This window comes from Rhodococcus sp. NPDC047139 (assembly GCF_040643435.1).
GTDB lineage: Bacteria > Actinomycetota > Actinomycetes > Mycobacteriales > Mycobacteriaceae > Rhodococcus.
The window spans coordinates 197277-213448 of sequence record NZ_JBEYUH010000003.1 but is presented as its reverse complement, the minus strand read 5'-3'; the positions used below and the strand labels follow the sequence as shown (position 1 = coordinate 213448).

The 16172-nt window shown below is 66.1% G+C and carries 18 protein-coding genes; 11 read left to right on the top strand and 7 right to left on the bottom strand.

Annotated elements, in window-relative coordinates; translation table 11 throughout:
- The first annotated feature begins 26 nt into the window (after positions 1-26).
- Entirely contained in the window at positions 27-1508 is a 1482-nt protein-coding gene (locus ABZ789_RS04950; protein ID WP_358419784.1) for an adenylate/guanylate cyclase domain-containing protein, read from the top strand.
- Between the two features lie 64 nt (positions 1509-1572).
- Here ABZ789_RS04950 and ABZ789_RS04945 read toward each other — a convergent pair whose 3' ends face one another.
- Positions 1573-2199 (bottom strand): SRPBCC family protein, encoded by a 627-nt coding sequence (locus ABZ789_RS04945; RefSeq protein ID WP_358419781.1) that lies wholly within the window; start codon positions 2197-2199, stop codon positions 1573-1575.
- The gene (locus tag ABZ789_RS04940; RefSeq protein ID WP_358419778.1) at positions 2196-2579 is read right to left on the bottom strand and encodes a metalloregulator ArsR/SmtB family transcription factor; all 384 of its coding nucleotides are present in this window, start codon (positions 2577-2579) and stop codon (positions 2196-2198) included. Before ABZ789_RS04940 ends, ABZ789_RS04945 begins: the two co-directional genes overlap by 4 nt.
- A gap of 66 nt (positions 2580-2645) precedes the next feature.
- On the opposite strand from ABZ789_RS04940, the gene ABZ789_RS04935 reads away from it, so the two are divergent.
- Both ABZ789_RS04935 and ABZ789_RS04930 read left to right on the top strand, forming a co-directional pair.
- Complete coding sequence (locus ABZ789_RS04935) at positions 2646-4490, top strand: long-chain fatty acid--CoA ligase (RefSeq protein ID WP_358419775.1); 1845 nt, start codon at positions 2646-2648, stop codon at positions 4488-4490.
- Between the two features lie 18 nt (positions 4491-4508).
- A complete protein-coding gene (locus ABZ789_RS04930) occupies positions 4509-4892 on the top strand; it encodes a DUF5313 family protein (RefSeq protein ID WP_358419772.1) in 384 nt (127 codons plus the stop codon).
- Positions 4893-4905: 13 nt separating this feature from the next.
- Here ABZ789_RS04930 and ABZ789_RS04925 read toward each other — a convergent pair whose 3' ends face one another.
- Positions 4906-5655, bottom strand: a complete 750-nt coding sequence (locus tag ABZ789_RS04925; protein ID WP_358419769.1) for a GntR family transcriptional regulator — start codon at positions 5653-5655, stop codon at positions 4906-4908.
- 151 nt (positions 5656-5806) lie between these two features.
- Between ABZ789_RS04925 and rraA the strand changes: the two genes are divergently transcribed.
- Positions 5807-6295 (top strand): ribonuclease E activity regulator RraA, encoded by a 489-nt coding sequence (gene rraA, locus ABZ789_RS04920; RefSeq protein ID WP_358419766.1) that lies wholly within the window; start codon positions 5807-5809, stop codon positions 6293-6295.
- Positions 6296-6325: 30 nt separating this feature from the next.
- On the opposite strand, the gene ABZ789_RS04915 is transcribed toward rraA, so the two are convergent.
- Positions 6326-6550: an RNA-binding S4 domain-containing protein gene (locus tag ABZ789_RS04915; protein ID WP_358419763.1), complete on the bottom strand. Its 225-nt coding sequence runs from the start codon at positions 6548-6550 to the stop codon at positions 6326-6328.
- Between the two features lie 28 nt (positions 6551-6578).
- On the opposite strand from ABZ789_RS04915, the gene ABZ789_RS04910 reads away from it, so the two are divergent.
- The 3 genes from ABZ789_RS04910 (at position 6579) to ABZ789_RS04900 (ending at position 11019) form a co-directional block, all read left to right on the top strand.
- Positions 6579-7934, top strand: coding sequence for a deoxyribodipyrimidine photo-lyase (locus ABZ789_RS04910; protein WP_358419761.1), 1356 nt, complete (start codon positions 6579-6581; stop codon positions 7932-7934).
- A gap of 260 nt (positions 7935-8194) precedes the next feature.
- Complete coding sequence (locus tag ABZ789_RS04905) at positions 8195-9559, top strand: TIGR01777 family oxidoreductase (RefSeq protein ID WP_358419758.1); 1365 nt, start codon at positions 8195-8197, stop codon at positions 9557-9559.
- Positions 9556-11019, top strand: a complete 1464-nt coding sequence (locus tag ABZ789_RS04900; RefSeq protein WP_358419755.1) for an SDR family oxidoreductase — start codon at positions 9556-9558, stop codon at positions 11017-11019. Before ABZ789_RS04905 ends, ABZ789_RS04900 begins: the two co-directional genes overlap by 4 nt.
- Positions 11020-11141: 122 nt before the next feature.
- On the opposite strand, the gene ABZ789_RS04895 is transcribed toward ABZ789_RS04900, so the two are convergent.
- Both ABZ789_RS04895 and ABZ789_RS04890 read right to left on the bottom strand, forming a co-directional pair.
- A complete protein-coding gene (locus ABZ789_RS04895; protein WP_358419752.1) occupies positions 11142-11732 on the bottom strand; it encodes a lipocalin family protein in 591 nt (196 codons plus the stop codon).
- A 62-nt stretch (positions 11733-11794) separates the two neighbouring features.
- A complete protein-coding gene (locus tag ABZ789_RS04890) occupies positions 11795-12487 on the bottom strand; it encodes a fasciclin domain-containing protein (RefSeq protein ID WP_358419749.1) in 693 nt (230 codons plus the stop codon).
- Positions 12488-12649: 162 nt separating this feature from the next.
- Here ABZ789_RS04890 and ABZ789_RS04885 point away from each other — a divergent pair, with 162 nt between their 5' ends.
- The 4 genes from ABZ789_RS04885 (at position 12650) to ABZ789_RS04870 (ending at position 15347) form a co-directional block, all read left to right on the top strand.
- A complete protein-coding gene (locus ABZ789_RS04885; RefSeq protein ID WP_358419746.1) occupies positions 12650-13294 on the top strand; it encodes an alpha/beta hydrolase in 645 nt (214 codons plus the stop codon).
- The gene (locus ABZ789_RS04880) at positions 13284-13907 is read left to right on the top strand and encodes a DUF1365 family protein (protein ID WP_358419743.1); all 624 of its coding nucleotides are present in this window, start codon (positions 13284-13286) and stop codon (positions 13905-13907) included. Before ABZ789_RS04885 ends, ABZ789_RS04880 begins: the two co-directional genes overlap by 11 nt.
- A 77-nt stretch (positions 13908-13984) precedes the next feature.
- The gene (locus tag ABZ789_RS04875) at positions 13985-14560 is read left to right on the top strand and encodes a sigma-70 family RNA polymerase sigma factor (protein ID WP_358419740.1); all 576 of its coding nucleotides are present in this window, start codon (positions 13985-13987) and stop codon (positions 14558-14560) included.
- 1 nt (position 14561) lies between these two features.
- Entirely contained in the window at positions 14562-15347 is a 786-nt protein-coding gene (locus tag ABZ789_RS04870) for an anti-sigma factor (protein WP_358419737.1), read from the top strand.
- A 25-nt stretch (positions 15348-15372) separates the two neighbouring features.
- Here ABZ789_RS04870 and ABZ789_RS04865 read toward each other — a convergent pair whose 3' ends face one another.
- Complete coding sequence (locus ABZ789_RS04865; protein WP_358419734.1) at positions 15373-16146, bottom strand: putative protein N(5)-glutamine methyltransferase; 774 nt, start codon at positions 16144-16146, stop codon at positions 15373-15375.
- Positions 16147-16172 lie beyond the last annotated feature (26 nt).

Here is a 16172-nt window from a genome sequence, read left to right as displayed (position 1 = left end):
CCGATCCGCCTCGCTAGGCTGTACGGGTGGACCCGCCGGTGACCCGGTATCTACCCCGCGACGGCCACAATCTGGCCTACGGGGTCGTCGGCACGGGCCCGTCCGACGTCGTGTGGTTCTTCGAGGTCCAGATGCACCTGGATCTGTTGTGGACCGATCCGTACATGCACTCCCTCTTCGAGCGCGTCACCACGTACTCGCGGGCCGTCTACTTCCAGCGCCGGGGCTTCGGCCTCTCCGATCCGATCGACCACGTCCCCACGATCGAGCAGCAGGCGGAAGACGTCCTCGCCGTCATGGACGCCGAGCAGATCCGGCACGCCACGCTCGTCGGAATCCACAGCACGTGCGGGGCACAGGTGCTCGTCGCGGCGACCGCCCCCGAACGCGTCGATGCATTGATGTTGATTGCTCCGTGCTGCGAACCGCTGCTCGATGCCGACCGGCCACCGCACGGCTGGACGGAGGCCGAGGCGAACGAGGCCGTCGAGCTGTGGAGGGACGCCGTTCGGCACTGGGGTGAGGGGTACACGGTGGCTCTGACCGATTCGCACATCGACAGCCCCTACAACCGCCGGCTGATGGCGATGCTCGAGCGTTGCTCCGCGTCGCCGAGCACGATGAGCGCGCACCTCGAGGCGAGCATGCGGATCGACTACTCGTACGCCCTGCGATCGGTGCAGTGCCCCACCAAGGTGGTACTGATCTCCGGAGGATCGATACCGGTGGGTCCGGCGAGATATCTTGCAGATCTGCTGCCGCACGGAGAACTGGTGATCACGCGCCCGTCACCCCGTGGTGCCGCGCTGGGCGAGGCGTGGGCGCAGGTGCAGACCATCGTCGAGGAACTCGTCCGTGGATCCGTCCCACCCGCAGAAGCCCGCCGTCGCTTCGCGGCGACCCTGTTCACCGACATCGTCGGGTCCACCAAGCTTCTTGCCCGCATCGGAGACACGTCGTATCGAGCGTTGCTCGAGCGGCACGAACGCGATATCCGGTTCGCGGTAGCCGAGGCAGGCGGGCAGCTGATGAGCACCGTCGGAGACGGCACGTTCAGCCTGTTCGACGGTCCAGTGGCCGCCGTGCAATGCGCCGCGCGGATCATCGACGATGCACGGCGTCTCGGCTTCGAAGTGCGCGCCGGGGTACACGCCGGCCCCGTCGAGCCGACGGGGACTGACGTCACAGGTCTGACCGTGCACGTCGGCGCGCGCATCGGCGCCGCCGCCCGTCCTGGAGAAGTGCTCGTCTCACGTCACGTGCGTGAACTGGCCGGCGGGTCGGGACTGCAATTCGCCGACAGGGGTACGCGCCGGCTCGCCGGCGTTCCGGGCAGGATCCAGCTCTTCGTCCTGACCGGCGGGCAATCTACGCTGCATGCGCCACGGAAACGAGCAGCTCTCAACGTTTTCGATCGCGCTTTCCTGGGGATGGCGAGACGCACGCCCGGAATGCTGCGTTCCGCTGCCGCCTACGCGAACACCCGGCAGCGGCGCTCCGCCGACTGAGGTGCCGACGGCTCACGACCCGACCTCGCTCACCCGATCGACGCTTTCGGGTCCGGCTCACGTTCTACCCACCCATATAGAACGCGCTCGTCCGGTCCGCGGCGGCGCGCGCCTGTCGGGGATCCTCGCCGCCGACGATATCGGCGTCGCACCAGGCCGCACTGCCGTCCCGGACGAACTGCAACCCCTCTTCCGACATCGACCAGGACATGAATTCGTCCGGATCCACCGCCTCTCCTGAGCCGATGTACAGTTCGAGGCCGAGAAGCGCCTGATCCCAACCGATTCCGACCGCACCCGGTCCGTACTGCTGCCAATGCTCATCGGGGTAGGCGATGTGCGAGAGTTCGAGCCGCGCGCGGCCTCCGGGCTCGGAAAGAATCGAGACCTCGATCCAGCTGACCCTGCCAGCGAATTCCCAAGTAGCGGTGAACATCCGAGGAGGATCGCAGGTGAGGATCTCACCATCCGCGTTGCCCTCGAGCTGATATCGCCCGCCGACTTCGAGGTCGCCCTCCACAGGCAGGAACCAGCGTGGGATACGCCGCGGATCGGTGCAGGCCTCCCACAGATCCTCGACACTCGTGCGATAGCTGCGGGAGACGGTGACAACCTTCGCTTCGCGCCCGTCGACGGTTCGGTGACCGACTGTGCGGCGGTTGGTCTCATTGCTCGTGATCACGTTCTTCATGAGGATTTCCTTCTGTCGTCGGAGGTACGGACCGCGGGCGGGACTGCGTCCCGGCCCCGCCGCTCACGCCGGCCGCGCACGATCTCGGTCTCCAGCGCGTCGAGCGATGTACACGTCGGCGGATGCAGACGAGCGAGCCAGTCCTCGAGCTCCACGAGGACAGCAGGGTCGAGTTCGTAGAAGCGGCGTGTGCCGTCCTTGTGGACGACCGCGAACCGCTGGTCGCGCAGGATCTTGAGGTGTTGCGAGACCGCCGGCTGGGAAATGGAGAACTCGTCGCCGATCGTCGCGACGATATCGCCGGCCGTTCGTGCGCCGTCGGTGAGCAACTCCAGAATCCGGCGTCGAACCGGGTCGGCGAGGACCTCGAACCCGTGCATGGCTCCAATATATAAGTTCGAACTTATATTCACCAGTGGAATCGCCCATATTCCTAGACTGAAACCATGACGACACCGACGCGCGTCTCCGAGGAAAAGATCGACCGAGGCGTCATCGACAACCGGTCACCTTCCGTCGCCCGTCTCCTCCTGGATCGGGTGGCCGCCACCCCCGACGCCGAATCCTTCCGCTTCCCGGACGGCGCCGACGGCTGGACGTCCGTCACATGGGCACAGACCGGTGAGCGGGTGCAGCTGCTGGCGGCCGGACTGATCTCGCTGGGTATCGAAGCCGAGGATCGAGTGGCGCTCGCGTCGTCCACCCGGTACGAATGGGTGCTCGCCGACCTCGCGGTGATGTGCGCGGGCGCGGCGACGACCACCGTTTACCCGACGACACATGCTGGGGACGTCGCATTCATCGTCTCCGATTCCGGCAGCCGGATCGTCATCGCCGAGGATGCCGGGCAGGTCGAGAAACTCGTGAGCTGCCGAGGCGATCTCCCCGACGTCATGAAGGTCGTCGTCATCGACGGCCCCGGCGACGGTGACTGGATCATCAACTTCGACGAACTCGCCGAACTGGGTCGCGGCCTGATCGCCGAGAACCCCGATGTGGTGACGAACCGCGTCCGCACCATCGGCCCCGACCACCTGGCCACCCTCATCTACACCTCGGGCACCACCGGCAAACCGAAGGGCGTTCGCCTGCCCCACTCGGCGTGGACCTACGAGGGCGCCGCCATCGATTCGCTGCGCATGCTCGGCCCCGGCGACCTGCAGTATCTGTGGCTGCCCCTGTCCCACGTCTTCGGCAAGGTCCTGCTCACACTCCCCCTGCAGATCGGCTTCCCCACCGCAGTGGACGGACGCGTCGACAAGATCGTGGAGAACCTCGCCGTCGTCCGCCCGACCTTCATGGGTGCGGCCCCGCGCATCTTCGAAAAGGCCCATGCTCGCGTCGAGGGCATGATGGAAGAGGAAGGCGGCGCCAAGAAGAAGATCTTCGACTGGGCGGTAGGTGTGGGCCGGAGGGTGTCGCAGGCACGCCAGGCCGGCAGGTCACCCGGTCTGCTCGACAATCTGCAGCACGGCCTCGCCGACAAGCTGGTCTTCTCCACCATCCGCGAACGATTCGGTGGCCGGCTGCGCTTCTTCATCTCCGGCTCGGCAGCGCTGAACCCCGAGGTCGGTGAGTGGTTCGACGCCGTGGGTATCCCCGTTCTCGAGGGTTACGGTCTCACCGAGACATCGGCGGCGTCGTTCGTCAATCGCCCCTACGCCAACCGGATCGGCACGGTGGGCTGGCCGATCCCGGGTACCGAGGTCCGCATTGCCGAGGACGGCGAGGTACTGGTCAAGGGCCCGGGTGTGATGACCGGCTATCACAACCGGCCGGATGCAACCGCGGAGTCGCTCTCCGACGACGGGTGGTTCAGCACCGGCGACATCGGGAGCCTCGACAGCGAGGGCTATCTGCGGATCACCGACCGCAAGAAGGACATGTTCAAGACATCGCAGGGCAAGTACGTCGCCCCATCGTCGATGGCAGCGACTTTCAAGGGCATATGCCCGTATGCGTCGGAAATCATCGTCTACGGCGAGGGGAAACCCTTCTGCGTGGCCCTGGTGGCCTTGGATCCGGAGTCCGTCGGCGAATGGGCACGCAAGAACGGCATGGACGCCTCCTCGCTCGGAGAGATCGCGCGGCACGAGAAGACCCACGAACTGATCGCCGGCTACATCGACGAATTGAACCTCCAGCTCAACCGGTGGGAGCAGATCAAGAAGTTCACGATCCTCGAGCGCGAACTGTCGGTCGAGTCCGGCGATCTCACACCGAGCATGAAGTTGCGCCGGAGGGTGGTCATCGACAACTTCGGGGACAGGCTCACCGCTCTGTACGCGTGACGGCCTATCCTGGTAACCATGATTAGTAGTGCACGACCGAATTTTCTCCAGCGGATCGGTTACCTGTTCGGTCGCACGCTGCCGCCCGAGATGCGGGAGTGGGTTCGCGACGACATCCTCGGTCCCGGCGGCTCACGCCGGTACCTGCTGCGATGGAACCTGCCGGTCATCCCGCTCCTCATGCTGTTCCTGCTGATTCCCGGTCCGGTGTGGATCCCCGTCTCGATGATGCTGTTGTTGCTGCTGCCGTGGACCTACTTCTCGGTCGCCCTGATGCCCGTCTGGCAGCGGCACCGGCTCCAGCAGCACGGCATCGATGCGGAACTACTCAGCGCGAAGGCACGCGCACGCGCCGCGCGCGAACGCGAGGACTACGAACGGCGTTTCGGCCGCGCGTCCTGATCCACCGGACGGTCTACGAAAGCACCTCGATGAGGGTGGTCTCGTTGTCGTCGGTCATGTAACGCTCGACACTGTCCAGGTGCTTGCGCCAGAACGCCTCTGCCGTCCCGGGCTCCCCGCGCCGAAGGATCCGGACGAGCTTCCGATTGGCACGCAGCGCCACAGCAGCGCCGGGCCCGGATGGGCGACTGCGTTGCGATATGAACAGCGCGGCATGGGCATCCATGATGTCGAGCAGCATCCCGGCGAGGACATCGAGGGTGTGGTTTCCGCCGAGTTCCATGATCGTGCGGTGCACCTCCACGTCGTATTTCGCGAAGGCATGCGGATCGTCGAGCACTTCTTCGCCCCGTTCGACGACGGCTGCGAGCCGGTCGACACAATCACCGGCCTCGGCCGCGAGCAACCCGACTGCCGCAACCTCGATCTCGGTGCGGGCGCGATAGACGTCGGCGAGCGGAACTCCCCGGTACTGCAGTAGGAGGCCGGTGTAGCGCGCCATGGTCGATCGGTCGGGCGCCTGTACGCGGGCGCCCCCGTGCGCTCCCCGCAGCACCGTGATGATGCCCTCGGATTCGAGGATGCGGAACGCCTCGCGCAGGGTCGGGCGCGACACCCCGAAGCGTTCCATCAACGTTGCCTCGTTGGGTAACGGTTCTCCGGCTTCGAGTTTGCCTGTGATGATCTGCCGGCGGAGGTCTGCGGCGATGAGTTCCCCGGCCTTGGGAACCCGAACGACCGTCGAACCTCCGGCGAGTGGCATGTCCCCATCCTGTACTTCTCGTGGCGAACCGGTCGCGTAAGGATACAAGAATCTACCGAATTCGCTTCTCCGGAAGATCACGTGGACGAACGCGAGCCATCGCCGCCGACCGCCCCCCGAGCGACGCACGACACACGCCTATCCTCACACTATGAGCGACGCAACCGCATTCACGGCCACCGCCGACCTCGCCGACGAGATCGGCCCGGACATCCGCAGCTGCGACACGCAGTTCGTCCAGTTCGGCGGACGCACCGAGTTCGCCGGGCCCATCACCACCATCCGCTGCTTCCAGGACAACCTGCTCGTCAAGCAGACCCTCTCCGAACCGGGTAACGGCGGGGTGCTCGTCGTCGACGGCGGCGGCAGCATCCACACGGCCCTCGTCGGCGACATCATCGCCGGTCGTGGTGTCGACAACGGGTGGGCCGGGGTGATCGTCAACGGCGCGGTCCGGGACTCGGCGATCCTGCGCACCCTCGACATCGGCATCAAGGCCCTCGGCACCAATCCACGCAAGAGCACCCAGACCGGTTCCGGGGAGAAGAACGTGCCTGTCGAGATCGGCGGCGTGACGTTCAACCCCGGTGAGATCGTCTACAGCGACTCCGACGGCGTGGTCGTCCGCGCCGAGAACTGACCGCCTGCACCGAGCGCGCGGGTCACGACGTCAGCCGTCGTTCGCGACCCGCGCGCTCGCCCCGGCGAGTTCCACCACGTCTCCGACCTTCAGCTGACGGCCGCGGCGCACCTCCACCTCCCCGTTGACCGACACCAGGCCGTCGGCGATCAACTCCTTGGCCTCGGCGCCCGACTCGATGAGACTTGCGAGCTTCAAGAACTGACCGAGCCGGATCGACTCGTCACGGATCGGTACATCGAATGCGTCGGACATGGCTCCCATTGTCCCCGACACTGGATCCATGGCCCGCCCCAGCATCATCTGGTTCCGACGCGACCTGCGACTGAACGATCTCCCGGCCCTGCTGTCCGCCACCGAGGACACCGACGAGGTGGTCGCCCTGTTCGTTCTCGACGACGCTCTGCTCCGTCCGTCCGGGACCCGTCGCCGGGCCTTCCTCATGGGTTGCCTTCGGACCCTCGACCGGGATCTCGCAGGACGGCTGCTCGTCGTGCACGGAGACCCTGTGACGGTGGTGCCGGCGGTCGCTCGAGAGTTCGATGCGTCCGCCGTCCACATCAGTTCCGATCACGGGCCGTACGGCACGCGGCGCGATCGGGCGGTCTCCGAGGCGCTCGGTGACGTTCCGCTGGTAGCCACCGGTTCCCCCTATGCCGTCACCCCCGGCAGGGTGACCAAGTCCGACGGAACTCCCTACAAGGTGTTCTCGGCCTTCCGGCGCGCCTGGAACGACCACGGATGGCACACGCCCGCGGCAACCGATTCGGGCACGGCCGACTGGGTCGATCCAGGAAACTTCTCCTCCCGCGTCCCGATCCCCGACGAGCAGAACGAGTCGCCACTGCCCACGGGTGAACTCGCAGCCACTACACGGTGGCGCAAATTTCTCGACGGGGCCCTCGCCCGATACGCCACCGACCGGGACCGCCCGGCGCTCGACGGCACGAGCGGACTGTCGCCCTATCTGAAGTTCGGTTGCATCCATCCGCGGACTCTGCTGCACGACCTGAGGAACCGATCGGGCGAAGATGCTGTCACCTTCCGCAGTGAACTGGCATGGCGCGACTTCTATGCCGACGTCCTGTACCACCGGCCGGAGACGGCCCGCACCAATTACAACCGCGATTTCGATGCCCTCGCTTACGATTCCGGACCGGACGCCGACGCCCTGTTCGCGGCGTGGTGTGAAGGCCGCACGGGTTTCCCGATCGTGGACGCCGGAATGCGGCAACTCCTTGCCGAGGGCGCGATGCACAACCGGGTACGCATGATCGTCGCGTCGTTCCTCACGAAGGATCTGCACCTGCCGTGGTGGCGTGGAGCTCGGCACTTCATGAGGCATCTCGTGGACGGCGATCTCGCCTCCAATCAACACAACTGGCAGTGGACCGCGGGCAGCGGAACCGATGCCGCCCCCTACTTCCGCGTGTTCAATCCGACTCGGCAGGGCGAGAAGTTCGATCCGACGGGTGAATACGTGCGGCGCTGGGTACCCGAACTGCGGAGCGTCGACGGGGTTCGCGTGCACAGCCTGCCCGACGGCCCCCCGGACGGATATCCGGAACCGGTCGTCGATCACGCACACGAACGTCGGGTCGCTCTGGGCAGATACGAGCGGATTCGCTCACCCCGATGAAGAATACGGCGAAACGACCCATCCGATCGTAGCGGCGCTCCGAACAACTTCTGGACGGACAACCTGTTCGCCGTAACCTCACGAAAGGACACCGCAATGCGAGAACTCGTCGAGACCGTGTTCATGGCAATCCACACCCCGCTCGTCGACGGTTACCTGTTCCTCCTCAGCGTTCTTCCTGCTTGAGTGGTGGCGGCGCCGGATTTTCCGTTCCGGCGCCGCGACCCACCGGAACAGTGTCGGCAAGGTGAGGAGACAGCATGGGTATCGAATTCTCGAGCGTGGTCGACGAATCACGCCGAGAAGTGTTCGATTGGCACTCCCGTCCCGGTGCCATCCTCCGACTCGTTCCCCCTTGGCAACCCATGAACGTCATCGCCGAAGCCGACTCCCTCGAGTCCGGCACCGCAGTCCTCGGCCTCCCCGGTGGGTTGCGCTGGGTCTCCCGGCATGATCCCGACCGTTACGATCCGCCCGCACTTTTCGTCGACGAGCTCTCGCACGACGGCCTCCGCTCCCGTCCCGCCACCGTGATTCGGTCGTGGCGCCACGAACACCACTTCGACGCCGTCGACAGGTTCCGTACGCGTGTCACCGACCGCGTCGACACGCCCGTACCGGGTCGCTTGCTCACACAGACCTTTCGTTACCGCCATCGTCAGCTCGCCGAGGATCTCGCCAGTCATCGGTGGTCCCACGCGCAGGGCATCCGGCCCGCGACCGTCGCCGTGACCGGCTCGAGCGGGTTGGTGGGCACCGCGCTCACGGCTTTTCTTTCCGCGGGCGGTTACCACGTGATCCGGCTGGTCCGACGACCACCGAAGCGATCGGACGAGCGACGGTGGGACCCTTTCGATCCGGCACCCGACCTGCTCGAAGGTGTCGACGCCGTCATCCATCTGGCGGGCGCGTCGATCGCGGGACGGTTCACCTCCGCACACAAGGCGGCGATCCGGGACAGCCGGATCGAACCGACACGCCGACTGGCCGAACTCGCCGCGAGGACTCCCAACGGTCCCGCTACCTTCCTCTCGGCGTCCGCGATCGGGTTGTACGGCTACGACCGGGGCGACACGCCCTTGGACGAGCAGGCCTCACGCGGAACAGGATTTCTCGCAGATGTGGTCGCCGACTGGGAAGCAGCCGCGCATCCTGCGGAGAAGAAGGGTCTACGGGTCGTGCACGTGCGCACCGGCATCGTCCAGACGCCTCGCGGAGGGACCCTGCAATTGATGCGTCCGTTGTTCGCGAGCGGTCTCGGAGGACGCCTCGGGGACGGCCGGCAATGGTTCTCGTGGATCGACATCGACGATCTCGTCGACGTCTACCACCGCGTACTCACCGACCCGAGAGTGGCGGGTCCGGTGAACGCCGTTGCACCGCAGCCTGTGCGGAACGAGGACTACACGCGAATCCTGGCGTCGGTGCTGCACCGGCCTGCCTTGCTTCCCGTTCCCGGATTCGGGCCCAGGTTGCTGCTCGGCGACGAGGGTGCGCGTGAGGTCGCGCAGGCAGACCAGTTCGTCGTTCCGAAAGCCTTGCTCGACGTCGGATACCGATTCCGGCGACCCGACCTCGAAGCATCGCTTCGTCATCAACTCGGACACATCCTGGAAGAGCCGTGAGCGACATCCGAATCCTCGTCACCGGCGCAACCGGTTACATCGGTGGCCGGCTCGCCCCGCGTCTGCTCGAAGCGGGTTACCGGGTGCGGGTGTTCGCCCGCAATCCCGACAAGCTGCGGGATGTGCCCTGGGCGAGCGATGTGGAGATCGTCCGCGGGGACCTCGACGACCCCGGCTCTCTGCGAGAGGCCTGTCGCGATATCGACGTCGTCTATTACCTGGTCCACTCGATGGGTGGTGGTGAGGAGTTCGTCGACGCGGAGAAGCGGTCCGCGCAGAACGTCGCCGATGCGGCGCGCAGCAGCGGTGTCTCACGCATCGTGTACCTCGGTGGGTTGCACCCCGATTCGGGTGATCTGTCGCCACATCTGTACTCGCGCGCCCAGGTCGGGCGCATTCTCCTCGAATCCGGTGTACCGACACTCGTGCTGCAGGCCGGTGTCGTGATCGGTTCGGGTTCCGCATCTTTCGAGATGATCCGGCATCTGAGCAACCGGCTGCCGCTGATGACGACCCCGCGATGGGTGAACAACAGGATCCAACCCATCGCGGTGCGCGACGTCCTGCACTATCTGGTCGCTGCCGCCGAGGCACCCCTCCCCCACAGCCGGGCCTACGACATCGGCGGCCCCGATGTGCTGCGGTACGGGGAAATGATGCAGGAGTACGCCCGAGTCGCGGGACTGACGAAACGGCGGATACTGGTCCTGCCCGTTCTCACACCGAGGCTCGCCGGCTTGTGGATCGGGTTGGTCACCCCGATCCCCCCGGCTCTCGGACGCGCGCTGATCGAATCACTGTCCACCGATGCGGTGATGAGAAATCACGACATCGACTCGATCATCCCACCACCGGCATCCGGCCTGACCGGCTATCCGGATGCGGTGCAGCTGGCGCTGGGCCGCCTCGAGAGCGGCGAAGTGGAGACGACCTGGACGAACGCATCCCCCGTCGGTGCGCCCGCCGATCCCCTGCCCTCCGATCCGGACTGGGCCGGAGAGGTCGTCTTCACCGACGAACGGTCACTCGAGTCCGATTCCTCCGCCGAGAAGGTGTTCGCTGTCGTCGAGAGCATAGGTGGTGAGAACGGCTGGTATTCCTTCCCCCTGGCGTGGACCGTGCGGGGCTGGCTCGATCGGCTCGTCGGCGGGGTCGGACCCGATCGGGGCAGACGTCATCCGAAGACTCTGCACACCGGTGACGCCCTGGACTTCTGGCGTGTCGAACGCATCGAACGCCCGAAATTGCTGCGTTTACGCGCGGAGATGCGCGCGCCCGGCCGGGCGTGGCTGGAATGGCGGGTCGAACCCCTCGATTCGGGTCGATCGCGGTTGCATCAGCGGGCGGTCTTCTTTCCACGCGGAATCGCCGGCAGGCTCTACTGGTACGCACTGCTTCCTTTCCACGGCATCATCTTCCGCGGAATGCTCGAGAACATCGCCGGCGCTGCCGGCAGGTGACACTCGCGGCGCTGCCGGCAGGTGACACTCGCGGCGCTGCCGGCAGGTGATCGGGGCACGAAATCGGGGGTGTGCGCGAACCTTCCTCCAATTCGCACACACCCCCGGTCACTGCCGGACGATCAGACGGTGCAGAGCGGCCTGATGTCCTGCTTCCCCTCGGTCGTCGGCGAGGTGAGCATCAGGCACGAGTTGTACCCACTCGCCTCGACGACACCCCGGATCTCGCGCCATGCCTCGTCGCTCACAACGGGAGAACGGGACAGGACGAATCCGGAAATGCGTGTCGGGTCACCGACGAATGCCCACGAGTAGTCGTCCGCGAGGTACGTGACGATGTAGTTGCTCGGACCGTCGAGGGAGTCCTGGAACGGCACACCCGGGAACGAAACATGCAGCGACGCGGTCTCGTTCACACGGGCGTTCCCTACGATCCCGCGCCGTTCCCCGGTGATCGTGGTGCACGAGTTCTCCACGCGCACATTGCGTTCGTCGATCAACGTATAGAACGCCGTCGTATCACGTACGCAATCGATGTTGAAGGGAGCGGGATTGGCGGCGAGCTGGTACCACAATCCCACGTACCGGTTCACATCCAGCTGCTGGACCGGGGTGAGGGGCGCCGCAGCGGCGGGCGCGGCGAACAGGAATGCGCTTGCGGCGGCGATGAACGCCGCCGCAAGCCCCCGAACGCCGTGTCGGGACCAACGCATACTTCTACCTTTCGTCGACCGGTTGTCTGCCACTTCGGCATGCGGAGATGGTGTGCATGCGGTTACTGCTGCGGGGTGAGGACGGTGTCGATGAGGTACACGGTGCCGTTCTCGGTCGCGATACCACCGCAGATCACATTGGCGTCGTTGACGGTCCACGTCTCGCCTTCACCGGCAACCTCGACGGTTCCGCCCTGGACAGTGGTCTGCGTGCCTGCGACGTCCTCGATGGTCAGGTTTCCGGGCACGACATGATAGGTGAGGATGTCGGTGAGCATTCCCGAATCCGTCTGGAGTGTCTGAATCGTTTCGGGAGGCAGAGCCGCGAACGCGTCGTCGACCGGCGCGAAGACGGTGAACTCGCCGCCGTTCAGGGTATCGACCAGGTTCACTTCCGGGTTGAGCTGCCCGGAGACGGCCTGGGTGAGGGTCGTCAGGATCGGCACGTTGCCGGCGGCCTCGACGATGGTCTGGTTCGCGAGTTCCTCGACCGAGGCCGGACCGGTCGGGTTCGCTGCAACGTAGTCGGCACACCCCGGGCCGACGGGAGCGGCCGCAGCAGCTGCGGATCCGGTTGTCTCCGTGGTGGTCTCCGAGGTTCCCTCCGTTTCCATCGTCTCTTCGACGGTCTCCTCGATCGTGACGTCCTCGGTGGTGGTGTCCGTTCCCGAGTCGTCGGAACACGCTGCGACACCCAGCAGGGACATCGCTCCGATTCCGACGAGGGCCAGGCTCTTACGCGCGGTGATCTTCATGATTGTGATTCCCTTCGTAGGGGCCGTGACCGGAAACGGCCACGTCGATCAGGTGTGTCATCGGTCATTCGAACCTCTGGACGGCGCGGATGGGTCGGATCGAAAGAATTTTTTCCGGATCGGTATCCGCCCGGAACCCATCCGGGTCGAGGTCTGCTCCGAATGCAGGTCATGGACAACTTCTCGGATCCCCTACCGGCGCACGTGCTCGTGCTGCCCGGTGGGTGTCCGGTCGGCACCACGCGGCCACGTCCGTGGCATCCGTCCCAAATGCGCATGCACCTGTTCGCCGACGCACTGCGTAGGCGGCTGACCCGGCACGACATCGCAGTCGATGTCGTCGACTATCGATATCGTGGGTGGAACGACGACCACATGAGCCCGGTCCGGGACGGTCTGCGGGCGATCGAGTCCGTCACGCGGCGCCGTGGAAACGTCCGGCTCGGGCTGGTCGGGCATGCGATGGGTGCGCGGGCGATCGCGCATCTCGCGACTCAATCCGGCGTGGAGTCCCTCGTCGCGCTGGCTCCGTGGTGGCCGGCCGACGACGCCGATCTGATTCCGGCCGGTCGGCACCTGCTTGTCGCACACGGCACCGAGGACACGTGGACCGATCCTCGGATGGCTCAGAGTCAGGCGATGGCAGCGCGGGACAGGGGTGTACGCGCGCGGTGGAGGCCCCTGCCCGGAGGCGGGCATTTCCTACTCAGCGATCCGCGTTGGTGGGCCGACACCACTGCCGATTTCCTGACGTGCACACTGTCGGGGAAACCGACCACGTGTCCCGGAGACGACCATGCCTTCTGACCTCCCCCGCGCCGTCGCGATGATCGGCAACGATGTCGAGTTCCTCAACGGCCAGGGCACGCCGACCCCGGCGATCTACCGCACCTTCGTCCGTCACGCGCAAGGCCCGGCCGAACGGCCGTCACTCGAATATCGCGGCTACAGCTGGGTCATCGATGTCGACCGGACACCGTCGGCACCGTGGTGGTTGCGCATGATGATGCGATTCGAGCCGTGGGATCACTTCGTCGCCAGCGATTCCGACACCTTCCGCGGGCGGGTCGAGGACCAGCTCGTGGCCGACGGAGTCCGGGTGCCGGGTGGCCGGATCACGGCGCTGCTCAATATCCGGCGTGTCGGTTTCGGGTCGGATCCGTTGAATCTGTTCTGGTGTCATGCGCGAAACGGTTCGCTGGCATGTGTGGTCGCGGAGGTGCACCCGCGCCGGGGCGGACGGCACTGCTACACCCTGCGATCCGACGAGATCGACATCGTCGCCCGCGACGGCGACATGTTCGCGGTGTCGGTCGCTGTGCGGCGGCCCGGCGTCCCGGTCTTCACCGCGACCGTCAGTGGTGAGCGGTTGCCCGTCCAATTGTCGACGGTCTTACGCGCGCGGATGTGGATGGGGTGACGCTCATGGTGGACACGGTTGCCTTGAGTGGAGGGAACGTCCCGGCTAGGCTTTCCCTCGATGAGCGGATTGAGCCGGTGACCGGCATCGGAGGCCACACCGATACCCTCGGCGAACTGCTCGAGCGGGTGGCCCGGCAGGACCCGACGGCCTTCGCCGAACTGTACGACGCGACGCGTGCCCGCGTATTCGGCATGGTGCTGCGGGTACTGCGCGATCCCGGCTACAGCGAGGAGACCACCCAGGAGGTCTACCTTCAGGTGTGGCGATCGGCGGCGAACTACGATCCGCGCCAGGGTTCCGCATTGGCGTGGATCATCACGCTTGCGCACCGGCGGGCGGTCGATCGGGTCCGAAGCGAACAATCCGGAGCCGACCGCGAGGCGCACTACGGTTCGACGAACGTCGACGCCGCCTTCGATTCGGTGAGCGAGGAGGTCGCGCAGCGCGACGATCGTCGCCGGGTGAACGAGTGCCTGGGTTCACTCACCGAGCTGCAGCGACGTTCGGTCGAGCTCGCCTACTACCGAGGCTTTACATACAACGAAGTGGCAGAAGAACTTTCGTCCCCTTTGCCGACCGTCAAGTCGCGCATCCGGGACGGTCTCAAACGATTGAAGAATTGTCTGGGGGTGACCGTCGATGGCGAATGAGATGAGCGATTCCTCCCGCGATCTACTCGACATGGCACCCGTTCTCGCATTGGATGCCGTCACGCCCCGCGAGCGCCAGGAGATCTCCGGACTGCTCGCGGACGCCGATCCCGAGGTGGCCGCGCGGTTTACCGCCGAAGTGCGCGAGATCCACGAGACTCTCGCGGCGATGTCCGTCGGTACCGCGACCGAACCACCGGCCGAACTCAGGGTGCGACTGCTCGATCTGGTCCGCGCCGAGTTGAGTGCGAAGTCGCCCACCGAGGATCGGGGGGCGCCGGATACGACGCATCCGGCACAGGACGATGCTGTTCCCCCGCCGATATCGCTCGACGAACGCCGCCGGGGTCGCCGCCGGAACTTCCTGCTCGCGGCGGCCGCCGCCGTGATCATTGCGATCGGCGGCATCGCGGTGGCCGGTCAGTGGGGGCCCCAGTCGACGCCTGCCACGAGCGAGCGTGTGTTCGCCGCCGAGGATGTGCAGACCTCGTCCGGTGTACTCGACGGTGGCGGCACCGCGACCGTGGTGTTCTCCAAGGAGGAGGACGCGGGCGTGCTGGTGATGAACAACGTCGCGCCGCCGGCCGAAGGCAGTGTCTACCAGATGTGGCTGATCGGTCCCGAAGGAATGCAACCTGCGGGAACGATGACTCCCGAGGACGTCGCACCGTCGACGACTGCGGTGCTCGAGAACATCTCCGACGCCACCGCCCTCGGATTCAGTGTCGAGCCGGCGAGCGGGTCGACTCAGCCGACGGCGATCTTCGCCGAACTTCCGCTCGGCTGACATGCCACCCGCAACGATCACGTCATCAGCGGGTGCCGATGACGACCGTCGCATCGAGTTCCTCGGAATGCCGGGTGATCGCGTGGAGCCCGGCGCGCGCCATGAGGGTCTCCACGGCGGGTGCCTGTACCGCAGCCGACTCGACGAGCAGCGATCCGGCAGCGGCCAGCCATCGGACGGCGTCCGTCACGAGCCGGCGATGGATGTCCAGCCCGTCGAGTCCACCGTCCAACGCAAGTCGCGGTTCATTGCAGCGCGCTTCACGTGGCATGGACCCGATCGCCGCGGAGGGCACGTACGGTGCGTTGGCCACGAGCACGTCGATGCGACCGCGCAGACCCTCGGGCAGCGCAGTGCACAGATCGCCTGCGAACACTCGGTCCGCCGGCAGGTTGAGGCGCGCGCAGTCGACGGCGACAGGGTCGATGTCGGCCGCGTAGACCTCGCACGGGTGTACCGCGGTGACGAGCACCGCGCCGACTGCGCCGCACCCGCAACACATGTCGACGATCACGGCGCCCGGCCCGGCGAGATCGATCGTGCAGTCCACCAGATACTCGGTACGTCGACGCGGCACGAAGACTCCCGGCCGTACCGCGATGCGCCTGCCGTGGAAGAAGACCCAGCCGAGCACGTGTTCGAGGGGTTCGCCGGCAACCCGTCTGGCGACGAGCCGCTCCAGTTCGGTGCGGGTGGAGGCGGCTTCGTCGAGGAGTTGCGCTTCCTTCTCGGCGTACACGCATCCGGCACTGCGCAGCGCGGACACGATCTCGGCTCGGGCCTGACGGGCATGGGCCATGAGGCACCCTACCGCGCAGGCACGTT